23 protein-coding genes and 1 tRNA gene are annotated in these 21,567 nt (G+C 68.4%); 20 read left to right on the forward strand and 4 right to left on the reverse strand.

The features are described 5' to 3' along the window. The coding region (locus VNE62_00055) for an aconitase family protein (GenBank protein ID HVE90683.1) at positions 1-1,005 on the reverse strand (1,005 nt) is incomplete at its 3' end. Positions 1,006-1,037: 32 nt separating this feature from the next. Here VNE62_00055 and VNE62_00060 point away from each other — a divergent pair. The 7 genes from VNE62_00060 (at position 1,038) to VNE62_00090 (ending at position 7,215) form a co-directional block, all read left to right on the forward strand. Continuing rightward, positions 1,038-1,787 carry a DUF72 domain-containing protein gene (locus VNE62_00060; GenBank protein ID HVE90684.1) on the forward strand — a complete coding sequence of 250 codons (750 nt, stop codon included), beginning with the start codon at positions 1,038-1,040 and terminating at the stop codon, positions 1,785-1,787. Between the two features lie 92 nt (positions 1,788-1,879). After that, complete coding sequence (gene coxB / locus VNE62_00065; GenBank protein ID HVE90685.1) at positions 1,880-2,911, forward strand: cytochrome c oxidase subunit II; 1,032 nt, start codon at positions 1,880-1,882, stop codon at positions 2,909-2,911. A gap of 37 nt (positions 2,912-2,948) precedes the next feature. Continuing rightward, on the forward strand, positions 2,949-4,874 hold the full coding sequence (ctaD, locus tag VNE62_00070) for a cytochrome c oxidase subunit I (GenBank protein ID HVE90686.1): 1,926 nt from the start codon (positions 2,949-2,951) through the stop codon (positions 4,872-4,874). A 2-nt stretch (positions 4,875-4,876) separates the two neighbouring features. Then, positions 4,877-5,473 carry a heme-copper oxidase subunit III gene (locus VNE62_00075; GenBank protein HVE90687.1) on the forward strand — a complete coding sequence of 199 codons (597 nt, stop codon included), beginning with the start codon at positions 4,877-4,879 and terminating at the stop codon, positions 5,471-5,473. A gap of 11 nt (positions 5,474-5,484) precedes the next feature. Continuing rightward, entirely contained in the window at positions 5,485-5,793 is a 309-nt protein-coding gene (locus VNE62_00080) for a cytochrome C oxidase subunit IV family protein (protein HVE90688.1), read from the forward strand. Continuing rightward, complete coding sequence (locus tag VNE62_00085) at positions 5,790-6,608, forward strand: cytochrome c oxidase assembly protein (GenBank protein ID HVE90689.1); 819 nt, start codon at positions 5,790-5,792, stop codon at positions 6,606-6,608. Before VNE62_00080 ends, VNE62_00085 begins: the two co-directional genes overlap by 4 nt. Next, the gene (locus tag VNE62_00090) at positions 6,601-7,215 is read left to right on the forward strand and encodes a cupredoxin domain-containing protein (GenBank protein ID HVE90690.1); all 615 of its coding nucleotides are present in this window, start codon (positions 6,601-6,603) and stop codon (positions 7,213-7,215) included. Before VNE62_00085 ends, VNE62_00090 begins: the two co-directional genes overlap by 8 nt. A 64-nt stretch (positions 7,216-7,279) precedes the next feature. Here the strand turns inward: VNE62_00090 and VNE62_00095 are convergent. Then, positions 7,280-7,352: transfer RNA gene (locus tag VNE62_00095), tRNA-Arg, on the reverse strand. 26 nt (positions 7,353-7,378) lie between these two features. Here VNE62_00095 and VNE62_00100 point away from each other — a divergent pair. Genes VNE62_00100 through lysA form a run of 3 tightly spaced genes read left to right on the forward strand, consistent with a single transcriptional unit; the run spans position 7,379 to position 10,763 of the window. Continuing rightward, complete coding sequence (locus VNE62_00100; protein ID HVE90691.1) at positions 7,379-7,765, forward strand: response regulator; 387 nt, start codon at positions 7,379-7,381, stop codon at positions 7,763-7,765. Next, positions 7,762-9,471, forward strand: coding sequence for an arginine--tRNA ligase (gene argS, locus VNE62_00105; GenBank protein HVE90692.1), 1,710 nt, complete (start codon positions 7,762-7,764; stop codon positions 9,469-9,471). The genes VNE62_00100 and argS overlap by 4 nt, the downstream gene beginning before the upstream one ends. Next, entirely contained in the window at positions 9,468-10,763 is a 1,296-nt protein-coding gene (gene lysA / locus VNE62_00110) for a diaminopimelate decarboxylase (GenBank protein HVE90693.1), read from the forward strand. Before argS ends, lysA begins: the two co-directional genes overlap by 4 nt. Positions 10,764-10,773: 10 nt before the next feature. On the opposite strand, the gene VNE62_00115 is transcribed toward lysA, so the two are convergent. Continuing rightward, positions 10,774-11,154 (reverse strand): rhodanese-like domain-containing protein, encoded by a 381-nt coding sequence (locus tag VNE62_00115; protein ID HVE90694.1) that lies wholly within the window; start codon positions 11,152-11,154, stop codon positions 10,774-10,776. A gap of 112 nt (positions 11,155-11,266) precedes the next feature. Between VNE62_00115 and VNE62_00120 the strand changes: the two genes are divergently transcribed. The 7 genes from VNE62_00120 to ftsX all read left to right on the forward strand — a co-directional run bounded on the left by VNE62_00120 (position 11,267) and on the right by ftsX (position 17,992). Further along, on the forward strand, positions 11,267-12,565 hold the full coding sequence (locus VNE62_00120) for a homoserine dehydrogenase (protein HVE90695.1): 1,299 nt from the start codon (positions 11,267-11,269) through the stop codon (positions 12,563-12,565). Positions 12,566-12,567: 2 nt separating this feature from the next. Next, positions 12,568-13,608 (forward strand): threonine synthase, encoded by a 1,041-nt coding sequence (gene thrC, locus VNE62_00125; GenBank protein HVE90696.1) that lies wholly within the window; start codon positions 12,568-12,570, stop codon positions 13,606-13,608. A 37-nt stretch (positions 13,609-13,645) separates the two neighbouring features. After that, entirely contained in the window at positions 13,646-14,551 is a 906-nt protein-coding gene (locus VNE62_00130; protein ID HVE90697.1) for a homoserine kinase, read from the forward strand. After that, complete coding sequence (locus VNE62_00135; protein ID HVE90698.1) at positions 14,548-15,387, forward strand: transketolase; 840 nt, start codon at positions 14,548-14,550, stop codon at positions 15,385-15,387. Before VNE62_00130 ends, VNE62_00135 begins: the two co-directional genes overlap by 4 nt. Then, a complete protein-coding gene (locus VNE62_00140) occupies positions 15,384-16,337 on the forward strand; it encodes a transketolase C-terminal domain-containing protein (protein ID HVE90699.1) in 954 nt (317 codons plus the stop codon). Before VNE62_00135 ends, VNE62_00140 begins: the two co-directional genes overlap by 4 nt. A gap of 93 nt (positions 16,338-16,430) precedes the next feature. Continuing rightward, positions 16,431-17,120 carry a cell division ATP-binding protein FtsE gene (gene ftsE / locus VNE62_00145; protein HVE90700.1) on the forward strand — a complete coding sequence of 230 codons (690 nt, stop codon included), beginning with the start codon at positions 16,431-16,433 and terminating at the stop codon, positions 17,118-17,120. Then, positions 17,120-17,992, forward strand: coding sequence for a permease-like cell division protein FtsX (ftsX, locus tag VNE62_00150; GenBank protein ID HVE90701.1), 873 nt, complete (start codon positions 17,120-17,122; stop codon positions 17,990-17,992). The genes ftsE and ftsX overlap by 1 nt, the downstream gene beginning before the upstream one ends. On the opposite strand, the gene VNE62_00155 is transcribed toward ftsX, so the two are convergent. Further along, the gene (locus tag VNE62_00155; protein ID HVE90702.1) at positions 17,982-19,211 is read right to left on the reverse strand and encodes an anthranilate synthase component I family protein; all 1,230 of its coding nucleotides are present in this window, start codon (positions 19,209-19,211) and stop codon (positions 17,982-17,984) included. The genes ftsX and VNE62_00155 overlap by 11 nt on opposite strands. Before the next feature lie 90 nt (positions 19,212-19,301). On the opposite strand from VNE62_00155, the gene VNE62_00160 reads away from it, so the two are divergent. The 3 genes from VNE62_00160 to VNE62_00170 all read left to right on the forward strand — a co-directional run. Continuing rightward, positions 19,302-20,657, forward strand: coding sequence for a peptidoglycan DD-metalloendopeptidase family protein (locus tag VNE62_00160; GenBank protein HVE90703.1), 1,356 nt, complete (start codon positions 19,302-19,304; stop codon positions 20,655-20,657). A gap of 47 nt (positions 20,658-20,704) precedes the next feature. Beyond that, positions 20,705-21,169, forward strand: coding sequence for an SsrA-binding protein SmpB (gene smpB, locus VNE62_00165; protein ID HVE90704.1), 465 nt, complete (start codon positions 20,705-20,707; stop codon positions 21,167-21,169). Positions 21,170-21,179: 10 nt separating this feature from the next. Then, a partial coding sequence (locus tag VNE62_00170; protein HVE90705.1) for a hypothetical protein occupies positions 21,180-21,567 on the forward strand: 388 nt, incomplete at its 3' end.

A 21,567-nucleotide genomic window follows, 5' to 3' on the forward strand; every position in this document is an offset into this window, starting at 1 on the left:
CACGCCGGCCGGGTCGCGTCCCGTGGCGCGCAGGTAGGCCAGCGTCTGGTCGTCCACCGGGAACACGCCTTCGGTGGCGCCGTACTCAGGGGACATGTTCGAGATCGTGGCGCGGTCAGGCACGGTGAGGGAGGCCAGTCCTTCGCCGTAGAACTCGACGAACTTGCCCACGACGCCGTGCCGGCGCAGGAGCTCGGTCAGCGCGAGCACCAGGTCGGTGGCCGTTGCGCCTTCCGGCATGGCGCCGGTGAGGCGCACGCCGACGATCGTCGGCACGACCATGCCCACCGGCTCGCCGACCAGGGCCGCCTCGGCCTCGATGCCGCCGACGCCCCACCCCAGAACTCCGAGTCCGCCGATCATCGTGGTGTGGGAGTCGGTCCCCACGAGCGTGTCGGGGTAGGCGACGGTCTGGCCGTCCCGCTGGGAGGTGACGACCACGCGGGCCAGGTACTCGAGGTTGACCTGGTGGACGATCCCGGCCCCCGGGGGCACGACGGAGAAGTTGTCGAAGGCCTGCTGGGCCCAGCGAAGAAAGGCGTAGCGCTCGCCGTTTCGCTGGTACTCCAGGTCGACGTTGCGGGCGAAGGCGGCGGTGCTGCCGAAGGCGTCCACCGACACGGAGTGGTCGATCACGAGGTCCGCGGGGATCCGGGGGTTCACCCGGGAGGGCTTCCCACCCAGGCGGGCCACGGCGCCCCGCATGGCGGCGAGGTCGGCCACGCAGGGCACGCCGGTAAAGTCCTGCAGGACGACGCGGGCCGGGTGGTAGGGGAACTCGACGTTGCCGGACTTCGGCCAGCCCAGCAGGGCCTGCAGATGGTCGGCGTTGGCCCCGTTTCCCTGGTGGCGCAGGACGTTTTCGATGAACACTCTCAGGACGTAGGGCAGGCGCGCGAGCTTGCGCTCGCGCATCAGGTCCGCAAGCGGCCAGTACCCGACGGATCCCGACGAGGTCTGCAGCGTGTCGATCGAAGTCCTCCTTGTCACGGGGGCCGGGTCCATCAGCCTATCGAGGCTTGCGCCTACCCTGGGGCGTGATCTGGATCGGGACGAGCGGCTGGCAGTACGACTCGTGGAAGGATCGTCTCTACCCGGACAAGCTCCCGAAGGCCAAGTGGCTGGAGTACTTCTCCGCCCGGTTCCCGACGGTCGAGGTCAACAACTCCTTCTACCGGCTGCCCAGTGAGGCCAGCTTCGTGCGGTGGAGACAGGAGTCGCACCCGGACTTCCAGGTCACGGTGAAGGCCAGCAGGTACATCACGCACATCAAGCGCCTGATGGAGCCGGAGGACTCCATCAAGCTGCTGTGGTCGAGGATGTCCGGACTTGGGCCGAAGCTGGCCACCGTCCTGTTCCAGCTGCCCCCGACCTTCAAGGCCGACGTCGACCGCCTCAAGCATTTCCTTGCGGCTCTGCCGAAGCAGACGCCGTGCGCGCTGGAGGTGCGCCACCCGTCCTGGGACCTGCCGGAGGTGTACTCGGCCCTGGACGAAGCCGGCGTGGCCTATGTGCTCGGGGACCGTCCCGGCCTGCACGCGCCGGACGTGGTGACGGGCGGGTGGTCCTACGTCCGATTCCACCAGGGCACGCCCGAGGGCCCGTTCTACCCGCTGGACGCCATGCAGCGATGGGCGGACCGCATCGCGTCGATGCCGGCTTCGGACGTCTGGGTGTACTTCAACAACGACCCGCTGGGGGCCGCCCTGGTCGACGCGCGGACGCTCACGGAGCTGCTCGAGCAGCGTCTTCCCGGACAGGTACGAGGTCCAGCCGAAGAAAGTTGACGAACCGCCGACGGTGCCCTCAGGCTGTCGGGGCGCTGGGGCGGCGCAGGTTAGGCTCGAAAGGACCCATGCCGGATCGACAGTTTGGTCGGTTGCGCCGGGCGACTCGTCCGGCCCTCGCGTCGCTGATCCTGTTGGCGACGGCCTGCGCCAAAAACGCCCCCTACGACACCCTCAGCCCCGAAGGGCCCATCGCCCGCACGCAGGATGCGCTGTTCAAGCCGGTGTTCTGGATCGCCGTGGTCGTCTTTGTCCTGGTGGAGGGGGCGCTGGTCTACGCGATGGTGCGGTTCAGGGACCGCGGCCAGGAGGGCCTGCCGCGCCAGGTCCACGGCAGCCCCAAGCTGGAGATCGCCTGGACCATCGCGCCGGCACTGATCCTTGCGGCCATCGCCGTGCCAACCGTCGTGACGATCTTCGACCTTTCCGAGCGGCAGCCCGGCGGCATGAAGGTGAACGTGATCGGGCATCAGTGGTGGTGGGAGTACCGGTACCCCGACGGCGGCGTCGTCACGGCCACCGACCTGCACATCCCCACGGGGCGTCCGGTGTACCTCGACCTGGAGGCCTACGAGGAAGGCCCAGTGGCGACCACGCCCGCCAAAAAGGACGAGGGGGTCATCCACAGCTTCTGGCCCCCCAAGCTTGCGGGCAAGCAGGACGTGGTCCCCGGCCGGGTCAACAGGATGACCATCCAGGCGGACCGTCCCGGCGTCTACGAGGGACAGTGTGCCGAGTTCTGCGGGCTGTCCCACGCGAACATGCGCCTGACGGTGATCGCGCACTCGCAGCAGGACTTCGACCGGTGGCTGGCCGACCAGAAGCGTCCCGCCGCGCAGCCGTCCGGGGGCCGGGCCGCGAGTGGCCTGCAGGCGTTCCGGGAGAAGGGGTGCGCCTCCTGCCATGCGATCGGCGGGGTGTCCGAGGGACTCGGGGGGCCCAACCTGACGCACCTGGCATCCCGAGAGACGTTCGCCGGAGGCACCTTCCGCCGCACCGACGAGAACCTGGAGCAGTGGCTGAGAAATCCTCCGGGCATGAAGCCCGGGTCGAAGATGCCGAACCTCAACCTGAGCCAGGACGAGATCGACGGGTTGGTGGCTTACCTGCAGACGCTAAAGTGATTGTGAATCCGTGCACAAGGTGAGGGGAGACCGGTAGATGGCGATCGCGCAGCGCGAGAACCTTCCCGCCACGAGCCTTTTCCGCAGGCCCTCGGCCACCACCGGCGTCTGGTCCTGGATCACGACGGTGGACCACAAGCGGATCGGGATCCTGTACGGCGTCACTTCATTCGTCTTCTTCATCCTCGGGGGGATCGAGGCGCTGCTGCTCAGGCTTCAACTGGCGGCCCCCGACGGCAAGGTGCTGGACGCCGACCTGTACAACCAGCTTTTCACCATGCACGGCACCACGATGATCTTTTTGGTCGTGATGCCGATGTCCGCGGCCTTTTTCAACTTCTTCATCCCGCTGATGATCGGCGCCCGCGACGTGGCCTTCCCGAGGCTCAACGCCTTCAGCTACTGGGTGTTTCTGCTCGGCGGGATCTTCCTGTACTCCAGCTTCTTCCTCGGGGGCTTTCCGGACGGCGGCTGGTTCGGCTACGCGCCGCTGTCGACGGAGTCCTACGGGGCCCTTCCCAACGCCGCGTCCCGGATGGACTTCTGGGCCCTCGGCCTGCAGATCCTGGGAATCGCGTCGCTGGTGGCATCCGTGAACTTCGTCACGACCATCATCAACATGCGCGCGCCCGGCATGAGCTTCATGCGAATGCCGGTGTTCGTGTGGATGACCCTGGTCGTGAACTTCCTGCTCCTGTTCGCGATGCCGGTCATCGCGGTGGCCCTGTTCCAGGTCATGTTCGACAGGTTCTTCGGAACCGGGTTCTTCGACGTCGCGATGGGCGGCGACCCGGTGCTGTGGCAGCACATGTTCTGGCTGTTCGGGCACCCCGAGGTGTACATCCTCATCCTGCCCGCCATGGGCATCGTGTCCGAGATCCTGCCGACGTTCTCCCGCAAGCCGCTTTTCGGCTACCCCTTCGTCGTCTTTTCCGGGATCGCGATCGGGTTCATGGGCTGGGGCGTGTGGGCCCACCACATGTTCGCGGTGGGGCTGGGGCCGGTCGCAAACTCGGCGTTCGCGCTGTCCACCATGTTCATAGCCGTGCCCACGGGGGTGAAAATCTTCAACTGGCTCGGCACCTTGTGGGGGGGGCGCATCAGGTTCAAGACGCCGATGCTGTTCAGCCTGGGCTTCGTGGCGATGTTCGTCATCGGCGGGCTGTCCGGAGTGACCCACGCCCTGGTGCCTCACGACGCGCAGCAGACGGACACCTACTACATCGTCGCCCACTTCCACTACGTGCTGTTCGGCGGAGCGATCTTCGGACTTTTCGCCGGGATGTACTACTGGTGGCCAAAGGTGTTCGGACGGCTGCTCGGCGAGCGTCTCGGGAAGCTGCACTTCTGGCTCATGCTCATCGGCTTCAACCTCACGTTCGGGCCGATGCACATCCTGGGCCTGCAGGGCATGGCCCGGCGCTACTACCGGTACAGGGCCGAGGATGGTTTCACGGCGTGGAACTTCATCGCCACCGTCGGCTCGTTCATCATCGCGCTGTCCATCCTGGTCTTCCTGGTGAACGTCGCCCTGGCGCACCGCAAGCCGAAGACCGCGTCCGCGGATCCCTGGGATGGGCGGACGCTGGAGTGGACGATCCCGTCGCCGCCGCCGGAGTACAACTTCGCCGAGATCCCGACGGTGCACGCGGTGGACGACTTCTGGCACCGCAAGTACGCCGAGGACAAGTCCGGACGCGCGCAACCGGTGCCGGCGGGGGGCTCTGAGGAGGCCGAGTCGGGACACGACGGACACGGAATCCACATGCCCTCGCCGTCCTACTTCCCGCTGGTGGCCGCGCTGGGCCTGCCGCTGATCGGCTACGGCCTGATCTACCAGTGGGCGATCGCCGCGGTGGGCGCGATGATGACGCTGGTGGGCCTGTACGGGTGGGCCCTCGAGCCGTCCACGGAGCCGGAGCCGGCGCAACACGAGAGCACGTCGAGCCGGGTGGCGGACTGACCATGGCCACCACCGAGCAGCACGTCGAGGAGCATCACCACACCAGCACCGGCCTGGACAACAAGAAGATGGCCATGTGGGCCTTCCTCGGGTCCGAGTGCCTGCTGTTCGGGGCCCTGATCTCGGCCTACCTGCTGTACCGCAAGCGGGGGCCGGGCAAGCACCCGGCAGACCTGTACGACATCCCGTTCACGTCGGTGAGCTCCTTCGTCCTGCTTATGAGCTCGCTGACGATGGTCCTGGCGCTGTCCGGAATCCAGCGCGGGGATGGCCGCCGGCTGCGCGTCTGGCTGGTGGCGACTGCCGTGCTGGGCATGACGTTCATCGCCGGACAGGTCTACGAGTTCACGACATTCGTGAAGGAGGGAATGAGCCTCACCTCCAACGCCGGAGCGAGCGCCTTTTTCGTGCTGACGGGCTTCCACGGCACCCACGTCTCGATCGGGATCATCATGCTGCTGTCGCTGGTCGGGCTGTCCCTGGCGGGCAAGCTGCCCGCGGAGCGGTCGCTGGCCGTTGAGCTCGCGGGGCTTTACTGGCACTTCGTGGACATCGTCTGGATCGTGATCTTCACCGTCGTCTACCTCGTGCCTTCCTAGGAGGACAGTCCTTGGCGCAAGCGGACGCGCACGCAACCGAGCACGCCCACCCGGGCCCCGGCGAGTACGTCAAGGTCGCGCTGGTTCTGGCGGTCGTGACGGCGGCAGAGGTCGGCCTGTACTACCTGAAGACGCTGCCCGAGAGCGTCGTCGTGGGCCTGCTGATGCTTTTCATGGTGGTGAAGTTCGTCCTCGTCGCGCTGTGGTTCATGCACCTGAGGTTCGACTCGCCGATCTTCAAGCGGCTGTTCTACACGGGCATCGTCCTGGCGATCGCCATCTACGGCGTCGTCCTGGTGAGCTTCGGGATGTTCCGGTGAGCGTGCTGGACTGGCATCCGCATCCTGAGGTGTGGGCGCTGCTCGCGGCCTCGGCGGGCGGCTACGTCCTGGCGCAGCGCCGGTGGGGGGCCGCCACCCGGTCCCAGAAGACGCTTTTCGGGCTCGGCCTGCTGACGCTGCTCGTCGCCTCGGAGTGGCCGGTCCACGAACTCGCGGAGCGGGCGCTGTACTCGGTGCACATGGTCCAGCACCTGCTGATCTCGCTGATCGCACCGCCCCTGCTGATGAGAGGAGTGCCGGCGCCCGTCTGGCGGGGGCTGCTCGGGGCGGGGGCCCGGCTGCGGGTCGTCCGGACGCTGTCCAAGCCCCTGCTGGCCCTGGTGATCTTCAATGCGGTGATCGTGCTCACGCACTGGCCGGCGCTGGTGGATGCCTCTCTTCGCTCCGAGCCCATCCACTTCGGCGTCCACCTGCTGCTGTTCTCGTCGGCGATGCTGATGTGGGTGCCGGTGCTGTCTCCGATCCTTGAGCTGCCGGCGCTGTCCTACCCGGGGCGGATGTTCTACCTGTTCCTGCAGTCGCTGGTCCCGACGGTTCCGGCGTCGTTTCTCACGTTCGGCGACAGCGTCCTGTACCGGTTCTACGCCGCGGCCCCCAGGGTGACGAGCTTGTCGGCTCTGGACGACCAGCGCCTGGCGGGGCTGATCATGAAGCTGGCCGGCGGGTTCGTCCTGTGGGCGGTAATCGCCCTGCTGTTCATGAAGTGGTACTCGGCGGAGCGCAGCAGCGACTGGGACGCTCTGGCCTGGCGTGATGTGGACCGGCAGATGCGAACGGGGTTGTCACGTGGATAGGCACTTCCGCGAACGGGTCCTGATGCCCGTGGCGATCATCCTGGGAGCCGCGGTGGTCACGGAGATCGTCGTCTTCGCGTTCTCGCGGGTGTTGCTGGCATCGAGCAAGAACATGGCCGTGATAGTCGCCACGGTCGTGGCGGTGGCGATCCTCGCCGTCGCCGCCGTGATCGCAGCCCGGCCGCGGATCAGGTCTTCGACTCTTGTCGGCCTGCTCGTCCTGTCCGGGCTCGGTGTGGTAGGGGCCGGCGTGGCCACCGCGGGCAGAGAGCGGGAGCACCACGAGGAGCCCGCCAAGGAGGCCGTCGAGACCGTGAAGATCAAGGCCGAGAACGTCCTTTTCGACAAGGAGGACTTCGACCTGCGGGCCGGGGGCCGCGTCGCCATCGAGCTGGACAACCCGGACGTCGTCCCGCACAACCTGTCCATCTATGCCGACGAGAGTGCGCAGGAGCCAGTTTTCAAAGGCGAGGACGTGCGCGACGGCGGGAAGGTCACCTACCGCTTCAAGGCTCCGGACGCGGGCAGCTACTACTTCCAGTGCGACATCCACCCCGCCATGAACGGCACCGTGACGGTGGAGGGCTCCGGGGCGGACTCGCACTAGCCCTGCTCGCCCCTGCCGGAGCCAGCCGGGTCTTGCTCAACCGGTTCTCCAGACGCAGGATGCGCGCGCCCGGCAGGATTCGAACCTGCGGCCCCTTGCTCCGGAGGCAAGTGCTCTATCCACTGAGCTACGGGCGCAACGGCTAAAGACTAATCTGGCTGCCATGCCCGCGCGCATCCTGGTGGTAGACGACGATGCGTCCATCCTGCGGCTGGTCCGGCTGAACCTCGAGATGGAGGGCTACGACGTCCTCGAGGCCTCGGACGGCAAGCAGGCGTTGGACGCCCTGGCGAAGTCCAAGAAGCTGCCCGACCTGATGGTCTGCGACGTCATGATGCCCGGGATGGACGGCCTGGAGGTCGTCCGGCGCATCCGCAAGGACGACCAGCTGGCGGCTCTGCCGGTGCTGTTGCTCAGCGCCAAGGCGCAGGACCGGGACGTCCAGCACGGCAAGTCCGCCGGGGCCGACGACTACCTGACGAAGCCCTTCGACCCCGACGATCTGCTGGAGACGGTGGCCCGCCTGCTCAAGGCAGGCCCGCGCAAGTGATCGACGAGCAGCTCAGGTCGCTCGTTGCGGCGGCCGTGACCAGTGCGGCCGAGGCGGGAGAAGTCGTAGCCGGCTCGGCCGTGGAGTTCGACCTCACGCGTCCGAAGGTCCGGGAGCACGGCGACTGGTCGGTCAACGCGGCACTGGTCCTGCAGAAGGCGACCGGAAGACCCCCCCGCCAGATCGCTGAGTCTCTGGTCCGGCACATGCCGAGGCCCGACTGGGTGAAGGACGTCCAGATCGCGGGCCCCGGGTTCATCAACTTCACCCTGTCGCCCGTCTGGCTGCACGACACGTGCAAACGCGTCCTGGAGCTCGGCCCCCGCTTCGGCTCCTCCGAAGAGGGACGAGGCGCGTCGGTCAACATCGAGTTCGTCTCGATCAACCCGACCGGCCCCCTGCTGGTCTCGCACGGACGCAACGCTGCCCTCGGTGACTCCATCGCCAGGCTGCTGGAGTTCACCGGCCATCGCGTCGTCCGCGAGTACTACTTCAACGACGGGGGGGCCCAGATGCAGCTGTTCGGGGCCTCCGTGGGACACCGGTACCGGGAGCTGGTGGGCGTGGCGTCGGCGGACGACTTCCCTGAGGACGGCTACCGCGGCGCGTACGTGTACGAGATCGCCCAGCAGATCCTGGACGAAGACGGCGACGTCCACGCCCGGGTCCAGCCGGACGAGCTCGCCGGCCTGATGCGCGAGCGGGCGCTGCCGATCGTGATGGGCTGGATCAAGGACGTCCTCGCGCGTTTCGGCATCGGCTTCGACATGTGGTTCTCGGAGACCTCGCTCTACGAAAGCGGCGCCGTGGACGAGGTGCTGAAGCGGCTGAAGTCCTACGGGCATACGTACGACGACGAGGGTGCGATGTGGCTGCGGTCCACCGACTTCGGCGACTCGCGCGACCGCGTCCTGGTCCGGTCGACCGACGGCCGCCCGACGTACCTCGTCCCGGACCTCGCCTACCACCTGGACAAGGCCCAGCGTGGCTTTTCCCGGATGGTCCTCGTGGTGGGGTCGGACCATCACGGACAGGTCCCCAGCCTCCACGCGGGGATGCAGGCTCTGGGCATCCCGAAGGAGATGATCGAGGTGATCGTCTACCAGTTCGTGCACGTCGTGCGCGGCGGCCAGCCGGTCCAGATGAGCAAGCGCCTGGGGACGGGCGACTCCCTCGACGAGCTGCTGGACCAGGTCGGCGTGGACGCGGCGAGGTACACGCTCCTACAGACGTCGCCGGACAACGTCGTGAACTTCGACATCGAGCTGGTCGCGCGCCAGACGATGGACAACCCCGTCTACTACGTGCAGTACGCGCACGCGCGGATCGCATCGATCCTGCGGCGTGCCGCGGATGGGGGCGCCGTGGAGAAGGCGCCGGACTTCGACGTGCTGGTGGACGAGTCGGAGGTCGAGCTGATGCGCGTGATTTCGTCCTTCGAGGAGACCGTGACCCTGTCCGCACGGGACCGCACCCCGCACCGGCTCACCCGGTTCGCCGAGGACCTGGCAAGGAGGTTCCACCGCTTCTACACCGACTGCCGCGTGGTCACCGACGACGCCGATCTGACGTCCGCCCGCCTCGCGCTGTCGCGGGCGGCGAAGCAGGTGCTGGCCAACTGCCTCGGCCTCCTGGGAGTCTCGGCCCCCGAGCGCATGGAACGTGAGCCCGGGGAGCCCGTGGAGCAGGACGCCGTTCCGAAGTGACCTGGGACCGCTTCCGTTCCGTCCTCCCCGCGACGGCGCGAGTCAACGGCCGGGGCAGGCTGGAGATCGGGGGCCGCGACTGCCGGGAGCTCGTGGAGGACTTCGGCTCCCCGCTGTTCGTGATGGACGAGACCGAGGCCCTGGACCGGCTGCAGGCCTACACCCGCGCCTTCGGCGAGGGCTGCGTCCACTACGCCGCCAAGGCGTTCCTCACCGCGCCCTTCGCGTCGCTCGTGGCGTCGGCCGGCGCCGGCATGGACTGCGCCTCGGGGGGCGAGCTGTACACCGCGCTGGCGGGAGGGTTCCCCGCCGGTCGCATCGTGCTCCACGGCAACAACAAGTCCGAAGACGAGCTGCGGCAGGGGGTCGACTCAGGCGTCGGCACGGTCGTGGCCGACTCCGTCGACGACATCGTCCGGCTCAGCCGCATCGCGGGGGACTCGCCGGTGAAGGTCCTCATCCGCGTGACGCCCGGTATCGAGGCGCACACCCACGAGTACCTGCAGACGGGGGTCGAGGACACCAAGTTCGGCATCCCCGTCGGAGAGGCGGCGCTGGAGGCGGCACGGCTGGCCGCGGGCTCTCCGGGGGTGGAGCTGCGGGGCATCCACTGCCATATCGGCTCGCAGATCCTGACCCTCGAGCCCTTTGCGGAGACGGCCGCGATCATGATGCGTTGCCTGGCCCGGTGCCGGGAGGAGACCAGCCTGGACCTGCCTGACCTGAATATCGGCGGGGGGCTGGGGATCGCCTACGAGCCGGGGGAGAAGCCGCCGGCGGTGGAAGAGCTGGCGCGGGTGATCGTCGACCGGGTGACCCAGGAGTGCGGTGCTCTTGGGGCCGCCGTCCCGCGCGTGCTGGTGGAGCCCGGCCGGTCGATAGTCGGTCCGGCGATGGTCACGCTCTACACCGCCGGGGTGGTCAAGGACCTGCCCGGGATCCGCAGATACCTGTCCGTGGACGGGGGGATGTCGGACAACATCCGCCCGATGCTGTACCAGGCGGCGTACACGTTCCTGTCGGCCGACCGTCCGGACGCCCCGCACGACACCGGGTACGCGGTGGCGGGGAAGCTGTGCGAGAGCGGCGACCTGCTCACGCGCAGCGCCGTTCTTCCCGAGGTGCGGGACGGAGAGCTGCTGGCGGTGGCCGCGACGGGCGCCTACGGATACTCGATGGCGTCCAACTACAACCGCCTGCCGAGGCCCGCCGTGGTCGGAGTGCGCGACGGCAAAGTCCGCACCATGGCGCGGCGCGAGACCTACGAGGACCTGGTTCGGCTGGAGCTGTAGTTGCGGGAGCCTAGGCTCCCGGCTCGGTCGGCTTGCCGGCTTCCTGCCAGGCCTTCAGGCCGCCGTCGAGGTGGGCGACGTTGGTGTACCCCAGCTGCTTCAGGGTGTCGGCCGCGAGCGCGGAGCGTCCGCCGCTGGCGCAGTGCAGGATGACCCGCTTGTCGGGCTGCAGCTCTTTGATGTGGTACGGCAGCGTGGGGTCGGCGTAGAACTCCAGCATTCCGCGCGGGGCGGCGACGGACCCGGGGATGGCCGCCTGCTGCCTTTCCTGGGGCTCGCGGATGTCCACGATGACCGCTCCGGACTCGATCTCCTGGGCTACCTGGTCCGGCGTGAGGTTCTCCACCCGCTGCTTGGCTTCCGCAACCATCTCCATCGCGCTCTTGGGCATTTTCGCTCTCCTTTGCCGTAAGGGGTCTGGACCCGATCATCCTCTCTTGGGTGCGCCATATCAAACGGGCCGCTCGTCACCGAGACCGTTTCACCGCGGGTACCCTGCCTGCATGACTGTTCGCGTGGGGCTTCTCGGCTGCGGGACGGTGGGTGCGGGGGCCGTCCGGGCCCTGAAGAACGGAGCGCCGGACGTCCAGCGGGCGGTGGGGTCGCCCGTGGAGATCACACGCGTGGCGGTCCGGGATCCTTCCAAGGCTCGGGACGTCCAACTGTCACAGGACGTGTTCACCCACGACGCCCCCGGCGTGGTGGCCGACCCGGACGTGGACCTCGTCATCGAGGCCATCGGAGGCCTCGAGCCCGCCCGGACCCTCATCCTGTCCGCTCTTGACCGCGGCAAGCCCGTCGTCACCGCCAACAAGGAGCTGGTTTCCACCCACGGGGCCGAGCTGTTCGCCGCAGCGGACGCCCGCGGTGTGGACCTGTACTACGAGGCCGCCGTCTGTGGCGGTATCCCTCTCATCCGTCCGCTGAAGGAGTCGCTGGCGGGGGAGCGGGTCCGCCGGGTCACCGGCATCGTCAACGGCACCACGAACTACATCCTCACGCGTATGACGGAAGGCGGCCTGAGCTTCAGCGAGGCGCTCGCGGAGGCCGAGAGCCTCGGCTACGCCGAGCAGGACCCGACGGCCGACGTCGAGGGTTACGACGCCGCGGCGAAGGCCGCCATCCTGGCGTCCGTAGCCTTCCGCGCCCGGGTGGTGCAGTCGGACGTGTACCGCGAAGGCATCTCGCAGGTCAGCCACCAGGACATCGAGTACGCCCACCGCCTCGGCTACACCGTGAAGCTGCTGGCCATAGCCGAGGACGACGCCGGGGAGATATCAGTCCGCGTGCATCCGGCGATGATCCCGTCGCAGCACCCGCTGGCCTCGGTCCGGGACAGCTTCAACGCCGTGTTCGTCGAGGGCGATTCGGTCGGGGAGTTGATGTTCTACGGCAGAGGCGCGGGCGGAGGTCCGACGGGGTCGGCGGTCCTGGGTGATGTCATCGCCGCGGCCCGCCACCTCGTGTCCGGGGGCCGGGGGCTGGAGGGGACGAAGGTCCAACCCCGCCGGATCAAGCCGATCACGGAGATGCGCGCGCAGTACTACGTCCTGCTGTCGGTGGAGGACAAGCCCGGCGCCCTGGCCGCGGTCGCCGGTGCGTTCGCCGACAACGAGGTCTCGATCCGCACCGTCTGGCAGGAGGGATCGGGGGCCGAAGCACAGCTCGTCCTGGTGACGCACCGGGCGCGCGAGCACTCGCTGCAGGCGACGGTGTCGGCGCTGGGCTCCCTCGACCACGTCACGAAGGTGGTCTCCGTGCTGCGGGTCGAGGCACAGGAACAGGAACAGGAAGGCGACTGACGGTGCCGGAGCTGTGGCGTGGGGTGATCCGGGAGTACCGGGACCGGCTGCCGGTCACGGACGCAACCCCCGTGGTGACACTGCGCGAGGGCGGCACGCCGCTGGTCCGGTCGCCGGTGATCTCTGAGATGACGGGACTGGACGTCTGGTGCAAGTACGAAGGCGCGAACCCGACCGGCTCGTTTAAGGACCGCGGCATGTCCCTGGCCATCTCGAAGGCGCTGGAGGAGGGAGCCAAAGCCGTCTGCTGCGCATCCACCGGGAACACGTCCGCCTCCGCGGCCGCCTACGCGACCAGGGCGGGGCTGCGATGCATCGTGCTGATCCCGTCCGGCGGCGTCGCAATGGGAAAGCTGGCCCAGGCGCTCATCCACGGCGCCGAGGTGCTGGAGGTGGAGACCGGCTTCGACGGGGCGTTCACCTTGTCGCGCGACCTGGCGACGCAGTTCCCGCTGACCTTCGTCAACTCCGTGAACCCGTACCGGATCGAGGGACAGAAGACCTGCGCTTTCGAGATCGTCGACGACCTCGGGGCGGCTCCCGACTACCACGTCTTGCCCGTGGGAAATGCCGGCAACATCACGGCCCAGTGGAAGGGCTACACGGAGTACGGGCGGGGGCGGCCGAAGATGTTCGGAGTACAGGCCGAGGGCGCAGCCCCCTTTATCCGGGGAGAGCCGGTCGAGCAACCATCGACGATTGCCTCCGCCATCCGGATCGGCAGCCCTCAGTCCTGGTCGGGGGCGGTCGCCGCGACGGGGGAGTCCGGTGGAGGCTTTCTGGCCGTCAGCGACCACCAGATCCTGGAGGCGTACCACGTGCTCGCGTCGCGAGAGGGGCTGTTCTGCGAGCCGGCTTCGGCGGCATCTCTGGCCGGCCTGCTGCGACTGGTGGAGGAAGGCCTCGTCGAACGAGGCCGGACGTGCGTGCTGGTCCTGACCGGCAACGGCCTCAAGGACCCGGACCGCGCACTGGCCGAGGTCCCGGCCCCGAAGCGGGTGCCGGCCGATGTCAGTGCGGTGGCGGGGGCGCTGGGATGGTAGGCGGTGGCCATGCCCGCCCTCTGAAGGCGGTGAACGAGTGAATCCCGCGGACCCGACACCGTTCTCGGTCGTCGCGCCGGCGTCTGTGGCGAACCTCGGCCCCGGGTTCGACTGCCTCGCGGCTGCGGTGGGCATTCATCTCCGCGTGGACGTGCAGCCGGGCGGCGACGACGTGATCGTGGAGGGAAAAGGGGGATTCCCGCGCGGGCGGGACAACATGATCGTGCAGGCAGCGGCCACGCTGGACCGCGACCTGCAGCCGATGAGGCTGAGCGTTACCAGCGAGATCCCCGAGGGGCGGGGGCTGGGGTCGTCTGCGGCGGCGGTCGCGGCCGGGCTGTTGATCGGCAGCCGTGGCAGGGAGCTCCCCCTCGACCACCTCGTGGCGGCCGGGTCCGCCATCGAGGGTCACGGCGACAACGTGGCGGCCGCTCTGGCCGGCGGAATCGTGGTCGCGGGCGGCAACGCCCCCTGGCGGTTCGATCCGCGCCCGTCGATCCAGCCGGTCTTCCTGGTCCCCTCCACGTTCCTTCCCACACCCCGGGCGCGCGAGGTGCTTCCCGAGCGGGTGCCCCTGCGAGACGCGGTTCGCAACATCCGGGGCGCCAGCTTGCTGATGGCCCTGCTGTCGGGGTCATGCCAGCCCGACCCGGGACTGCTCCTCGAGGCCACCGACGACGTGCTTCACCAGCCGTACAGGGCTCCGCTTGCGCCGGAGACCGCGGGCCTGGTGGCACGTCTGCGGTCCGGCGGTGTCGCTGCAGCCGTGTCGGGGTCGGGACCGAGCGTCGTTGCCCTCGTGGTCGAGGGGACCCGCGGCGCCTTGGAGGAGCTGACCGAGGGGCTCGATGACGGGTGGCGGCTCCTCGAGCCGGGCTGGGAGACTCTGGGGGCCCGCTTCATCCCGTACCCCGACGACGCAGGAGGTCCCGCCCGCCGATGAGCGCCGCAACCCGCACCGAGGACCTCCAAGCCCTCAAGGACGTCGCGCGCAGGATGCGCGTGCGCATCATCGAGATGACCACCGCTTCGGCCAGCGGCCACCCGACGACGTCGCTTTCGTCGGTCGAGATCGTGACGGCGCTGCACTTCTCCCGGCTCCGGTGGGACCCACAAGACGCCGCGATGCCCGACCGTGACCGCTTTGTCATCTCCAAGGGGCACGGCGTCCCCGTGCTGTACGCGGCCTACGCCGAGGCCGGTGCGATCCCGGACGAGGAACTGAAGACGCTGCGGCAGACCGGATCCCGGCTCCAAGGGCACCCGGACCCCGTACGCCTGCCGTTCACCGAGGCTGCCACCGGCTCGCTGGGCCAGGGGCTGTCGATCGCGATGGGAATGGCCCTTGCCGCACGGATGGACGGTGCCTCCTGGCGGACGTACTGCCTGATGGGCGACGGTGAGATCCAGGAGGGGCAGGTGTGGGAGGCGGCGATGTCCGCGCCCAAGTTCGGACTCGACAACCTCTGCGGGATCGTGGACCACAACCGGATCCAGCAGACCTCGTCGGTGGACGAGATCCTGCACACCCTCAACCCGATCTCCGACAAGTGGCGCGCCTTCGGCTGGCACGTCATCGAGTGCGACGGCCACGACCTGACGCAGGTCCTCGCCGCTCTGGACGAAGCCGCTGCGACACCGGGAGTCCCCAGCGTGATCGTGGCCCGGACCGTCAAGGGCAAAGGCGTGTCGTTCATGGAGGACGACCTTCAGTTCCACGGCAAGGCCGCCACGGACGAGCAGGCCGTCAAGGCGATCGAGGAGATTCTCAGCGCATGAAGCCCACGTCGACTCGCGAAGCTTTCGGGGAGGCCCTGGTCGAGGCGGGCGCAAGCGACCCCCGTGTCGTGGCGCTCGACGGCGACGTCGCCACCAGCGTCATGACCGCCGAGTTCGGCAAGCGGTTCCCGGACCGCTACTTCCAGCTCGGGATCGCCGAGTCCAACATCGTCGGCGTCGCCGCCGGGCTGGCCATGAGTGGGAAGGTCCCGTTCTGCGCGTCGTTCGCCTGCTTCATCACGGGGCGTTTCGAGACCATTCGCATGTCCGTGGCCTACAACCGCGCCAACGTCCGCATCGTCGGGACGCACGTCGGTGTGGGCATCGGTCCGGACGGGCACTCCCAGATGGGTCTGGAGGACGTGGCCATCATGCGGACCCTGCCCAACATGGCGGTCATTCAGCCCGCGACGGGGGTCGAGACCCGTGCAGCGACGCACTACCTCGTCGACCATCACGGTCCCGCCTATCTGCGGCTGACGCGACAAAAGCTTCCGGAGCTGTTCGGCGACGACTACGAGTTTGGGTTCGGCAAGGGGACAGTGCTGCGCGAGGGCAGCGACGTTGCGATCATCGGCTCGGGGGCCGGGCTGCACGAGGCGCTCGGCGCGGCGGAGATTCTCGGCTCCCACGGGATTTCCGCGTCGGTCGCCAACATCCACACGATCCAGCCCCTGGACGACGAGCTCGTCGCCTCCCTGGCCCGCAGTTGCGGCAGGGTCGTGACGGTCGAGGACCACACGGTCGTGGGCGGCCTGGGCGGTGCCGTGACCGAGAGCCTGTCGGAGCGGTGTCCGGTTCCGGTCCTGCGGATCGGGGTCCGCGGGTTCGGTGAGTCCGGCGACCCTGATGAGCTGTACGAGCGGTTCGGACTGTCCGCGGCGAAGGTGGCCGCGTCGGTCGCCGGGTTTGTGCAGTCGCCGGCGGAGGCCGGCCTGGCGCGGCACTAATTCGTTGCCCGTGCGAGGTGCGGGTGCTAGGGTTTCACCTCGGACCGGTCGGGTCCGATAACCCGGCCCCACAGCCTCTGACCGACAGGGCCCATGATCGAGACAATCAAGCTCTGCAAGACGTACAAGGGCGGCATCCAGGCCCTTCAGGACGTCTCCATCCAGATCCCCAAGGGCGAGTTCGTCTTCCTCGTTGGACCCTCGGGGTCGGGCAAATCCACTCTCACGAAGATCCTCATGAAAGACGAGGAGCCGACGGGCGGCGAGGTCTACGTGGCGGGCAAGGACCTCAGCAAGCTCAACCGCTGGAAGGTGCCTTACCACCGCCGGGCACTGGGAGTCGTTTTCCAGGATTTCAAGCTCCTGCCCAACAAGACGGCCTACGAGAACGTCGCTTATGCACTGGAGGTCACGGGCCGCCCGAGGCACGTCCTGGAGCGGCTGGTCCCCCCGGCCCTGGAGGTCGTCGGGCTCAAGGAGAAGATGCACCGCAAGCCCGATGAGCTGTCCGGTGGCGAGCAGCAGCGCGTGTCGATCGCGAGAGCGTTCGTGAACCAGCCGAAGATCCTGCTCTGCGACGAGCCGACTGGGAACCTCGACCCGGCGACGTCGCTTGAGATCGTGCGCCTGCTGGACCGCATCAACCGACTCGGCACGACCGTCGTGGTGGCTACCCACGACCACGCGATCGTGGACATGATGCGCCGCCGAGTGATCGAGCTCGAGGCCGGACATCTGGTCCGCGACCAGTCCCGCGGCGTCTACGGTCCGGTGGGCGGCTGATGGCGTTCAAGGTCGGGTACTTCGTCCGCGAGTCGGCGGTCAACCTCCGGCGCAACCTGCTGATGACTCTGGCCGCGACCCTCACGGCTGCCGTGTCGCTGCTGCTCCTCGGGGGAGTCCTGACGCTGGGATCGTTCGTGCGGGGGATCACCGGCGAGATTGAGAGGCAGGTCGAGGTCGCGGTGTTCCTGAAGGACGAGGTCAGCCAACAGCAGCAGGACTCCCTGCTGCGTTCCCTGCAGGAGCTGCCCGTCGTCAGCGACGTCCGCTACGAGTCCAAGGAAGAGGCCTTCGAGCTATTCAAGAAGCTGTACCGGGACCAGCCCACCATCTGGCAGAACGTGGACCCCGACGTGCTGCCCGCCTCGTTCCGTGTGGCGATGAAGGACCCGGAACGCGTGGACATCATCCGCTCGGCCGTGGGGGAGAACCCGGCCGTGGACCAGGTCGTGGACCAGCGCGAGACCGTGGAGAGGCTGCTGGGTTTCACGAACCTGCTGCGCACGTTCTCGACAGTGATGGTGATCATCCTTCTGGTCGCGGCCGTCCTGCTCATCTCCAACACGATCCAGCTGGGGATCTTCGCGCGGCGCAAGGAGATCGAGATCATGAAGCTCGTCGGGGCGACCAACTGGTTCGTGCGCATCCCCTTCATGTTCGAAGGGGTCGCTGTGGGCATCGCGGGGACGGTTCTGGCGATGCTGCTGCTGAGCGTGGCGAAGTCCTTCATCCTGAAGTGGCTGCCGCCGTTCATCCCGACGGCGGCCCTGCGGGGCGTGGACGTCGTTCAGATGTTCTGGCTGTTGGTGCTCGGCTCCGTGATCGGCGCCCTCGGCTCCAGCGTCGCTTTGCGCAAGTACCTCAACGTCTGACGGGCGTCTCGCCGGGGACCGGTTGCCCCGACGCCAGGGACAGCAGCCGCCGCGCCTTGAGTTCTGTCTCCTCCCACTCGGCCCCCGGGTCGGAGTCGGCGACGATCCCGCCGCCCACGCCGAAAGACGTCAGGCCCCCGGACATCTCGAAGGTGCGGATCGCGACGTTGAGATCCATTGACCTCGCCCCGGCGTCGATCCACCCGATCGCCCCGCAGTAGACACCGCGGGGGACCGGCTCGAGGTGCTCGATGATGCGCAGGACGCGCGGCTTGGGCGCGCCCGTGATCGATGCGGCCGGAAAGGTCGCGCGGATGATGTCCCCGATTGAGGCGTCGGTCCTAAGGGAGCCCGATACGGTGCTCACCAGGTGGAACAGTCCGGGGTGCGGTTCCAGCTCGCACAGCGCGTCCACGTTCACGGTCCCGTACTCGCAGACGCGTCCCAGGTCGTTGCGGGCGAGGTCGACGATCATCACGTTCTCGGCGCGGTCCTTGGCGCTGGAGGACAGCACTTCGGGATCCGACGCCGTCCCCTTGATGGGCCGGGTCACGATCCGTCCCCGGCCGGCCCGCAGGAAGGATTCGGGCGACGCCGACACGACCGACCGCTCGCCGGCCCGGACCAGCGCGCAGTGGGGGGCCGGGTTGCCGTCCAGGAGCACGCGGTACAGGTCCACCGGGTCCGGACACCCCTCGGCGGTCAGGCGGCGCGTGAGGTTCACCTGGTAGCAGTCCCCCGCGGCGAGGTGCTCCAGCACCCGTTCCACCGCCCCGATCCACTGCTCCCGGCCCAGGCTGGAGCGCCACGTGTCCAGCGGCGCAGGGAGCGGCTCCCGAGCGTCCGGACCGGCGTCCAGGGCCGCCTGCAGCAGGAGCCGGGACGGACCGGACCCTTCCAGTCGCGGCGGCCCCCCGGGCTCGAGGACCAGCCTGGACTCAAACCGCGCAAGCAGCAGGTCCGGAGTCTGCGGGGGCGGACGCCCGATCCGAGCGCCCGGACGCGGCGGCTCCACCGCCTGCCCCAGCTCGTAGGACAAAAACCCGGCCCACCAACCGGACTTCAGGCCGTCCAGCGCCCCCAGGGCCGCGTCCCCATTGAGCTCCACGACCTCCACGGGCTCGACGGCGATCACCGTCGCCCGGCCGTCGGGGACCGCCACCAGCCAGGGCTCACGCGGGAGCCTGGACAGGAGGGGGCCGGTCGCAGGGGCTGTCACAGCCCTAGGCCACCACATCGCGTTCGCAGCCACCTTGAGAGTCGTGACAGGCGCGGCTAGAATAGAGCCCTGTTGCCTAGAGTTACATCTGTGACCCGACGCGCCCGCCTGACCGGACGGGCGGGGGCCGTCGTCGTGGCGGCCATGCTCGCCCTTGCTCCCGTGGCCCCCGCGGGCGTCGTCGCCGCTCCGAGCACGCAGGAGTACGACCAGGTCGTCCGACGGCTGGAGAAGGCCCGGGCCCTGATCCGCGAGACGGAACAGCGCGAAAAGGGACTGAAGACCGGCATCGCGGCCCGTCAGGCCCGCCGCCGTGCCGCGGAGATCGAGATCGAGGAGCTCACGGCGGTGGTCGAGTCGGCGCAGGGGAAGGTCCAGGAGGCCGAGGGCGCTCTGAGCCAGGTGGAGGTCCGGCTTCAGGCTCGGACCGAAGAGCTGGAGCGCACGGTCCGGGAGCTGCGCGAGGCGCGCGAGACGCTGAACGAGCGCGCTGTCCAGACCTTCAAGGCTGGGCCGGCGTCGATGCTCGACACGCTGCTGAGCGCACGGTCGGTCGCCGAGCTGTCCAGCCGGATGCAGTTCGTGTCGCGCGTGTTTCGCAGGGACAAGACGCACATCGACACGGTCTCCGAGGCGAAGGCCAAGATCGACGATGAACGGACCCGGATAACAGTCCTTCGGGACAGGCTGTCCGAGCAGGCCGAGGTCGTCCAGACCGAACGCGACGAGGCGGCGACCGTCCGCAATCGCGCCGACTCCCGCCGCAAGGTCCTGACGGCGGAGCTGCAGTCACTCGGCACGAACCTGAAGGTCGTCCAGAAGGACAAGGAGCGCTACCAGCTCGAGCAGCAGCAGCTCGAGTCGGACTCCCGTGACATCGCCGCATTCCTTCGCAGCCGGGGGTCCAAGAAGACCAAGGTGCCTGCGGCAACTGCCGCCCCCAAGGTGCCGGACGTCGAGAAGCCGGGCACGACCAAGGAGCCAGGTGCCACGGATAAGCCGGGGACGAAAGAACCTCCGGTCGCGGACAAGGCCCCGCCGGCGGCGTCCCAGCCCCCGAGCGCAACAAGTTTGGGCTGGCCGGTCACCGGGCCGATCACCTCCGGCTTCGGTTACCGGACCCACCCGATCTACGGCACGAAGCGGATGCACACCGGTATAGACATCGGCGCCCCCACCGGACGCGCGATCGCCGCCGCGGGAGCCGGGACCGTCATCTTCGCGGGGGTCAAGGGCGGGTATGGAAACGCAGTCATCGTCGATCACGGTGACGGGCTGGCCACGCTCTACGCGCACATGTCCTCAATCACGTCGAGCGTCGGAGCCCGAGTCGGACGGGGCGCGACGATCGGCAAGGTCGGATGCACCGGCGCATGCACCGGACCGCACTTGCACTTCGAGGTGCGCGTCAATGGGGAGCCCCAGAACCCCACCCGCTGGCTGTAGCCGGCAGTTGCGCCTTCGGGCGCATCCCTGCGTGCGACAGTTGACGCATGGCCTCCGGAGAGAAGACCGTCGTCCAGAATCGTAAGGCCTTCCACGACTATGCGATCGAGGATCGATTCGAAGCGGGTGTGGTCCTCAAGGGCAGCGAAGTGAAGTCGCTTCGCGAGGGCCGCGTGCACATCCGCGAGGCATACGCGTCGGTGCGCGACGGCGAGGCCTGGATTTCGGGGATGCACATCAATCCCTACTCCAGCGCCTCGACCCACGAGACGCTCGACCCCGTCCGGACCCGCAAGCTGCTGCTGCGGGGCGAAGAGCTGTTGAAGATCCACCAGCTGACCGCCGAGAAGGGCTACACGCTGGTACCCCTGCGGGTTTACTTCGTGCACGGGCTTGCGAAGGTGGAGCTCGGGCTGGGGCGGGGCAAGAAGTCCCACGACAGGCGCCGGGACATCGCAGCGCGGGAGGCGTCCCGGGAAGTGGACCGGGCCTTGCGCCGGTCCGGCCGGTGAACGAGCGGGAGTGACCCGGAAGGCGCTCGTCTCGTCGTCGGAGCAGTATTCCGCCGAAGCGCAGGGAGAGGTGTGCCGGCGGCTGCCGGGGGCGTCGGTCGGACAGGCGCTGGCTCCGGGACTGCACCTGTGGGACCTGGCCACGCCATTCGTGGATGCCGCGTCGAAATTGCTGCGCGATCGTCCGGTGTTCGTCCGGCACGTCGCTCCCGTCCACAGAGTGGTCGTCCTGGCCAACCGGCAGGACGACGACCTCCAGCTCATCCGGACGCAGGTCCGCGACCACCTTCTTGGGCACTTTCAGCCCGGCCTGCCGTTCTCGGTGCAGCACCGCGTGCTTCCGATGCTCGCCTACCGCCCGTACGAGATCCAGGTCGCTCTGCAGGACGAGGTACAGG

This window comes from Actinomycetota bacterium, from assembly GCA_035536535.1.
Taxonomy (GTDB): domain Bacteria; phylum Actinomycetota; class JAICYB01; order JAICYB01; family JAICYB01; genus DATLNZ01.

Coding starts and splice junctions, on each gene's coding strand:
- ctaD (HVE90686.1), top strand. CDS start 2,949: ATGGCGATCGCGCAGCGCGAGAACCTTCCCGCCACGAGCCTTTTCCGC.
- VNE62_00075 (HVE90687.1), top strand. CDS start 4,877: ATGGCCACCACCGAGCAGCACGTCGAGGAGCATCACCACACCAGCACC.
- VNE62_00100 (HVE90691.1), top strand. CDS start 7,379: ATGCCCGCGCGCATCCTGGTGGTAGACGACGATGCGTCCATCCTGCGG.
- VNE62_00115 (HVE90694.1), bottom strand. CDS start 11,154: ATGCCCAAGAGCGCGATGGAGATGGTTGCGGAAGCCAAGCAGCGGGTG.
- VNE62_00120 (HVE90695.1), top strand. CDS start 11,267: ATGACTGTTCGCGTGGGGCTTCTCGGCTGCGGGACGGTGGGTGCGGGG.
- VNE62_00135 (HVE90698.1), top strand. CDS start 14,548: ATGAGCGCCGCAACCCGCACCGAGGACCTCCAAGCCCTCAAGGACGTC.
- VNE62_00140 (HVE90699.1), top strand. CDS start 15,384: ATGAAGCCCACGTCGACTCGCGAAGCTTTCGGGGAGGCCCTGGTCGAG.
- ftsE (HVE90700.1), top strand. CDS start 16,431: ATGATCGAGACAATCAAGCTCTGCAAGACGTACAAGGGCGGCATCCAG.
- ftsX (HVE90701.1), top strand. CDS start 17,120: ATGGCGTTCAAGGTCGGGTACTTCGTCCGCGAGTCGGCGGTCAACCTC.
- smpB (HVE90704.1), top strand. CDS start 20,705: ATGGCCTCCGGAGAGAAGACCGTCGTCCAGAATCGTAAGGCCTTCCAC.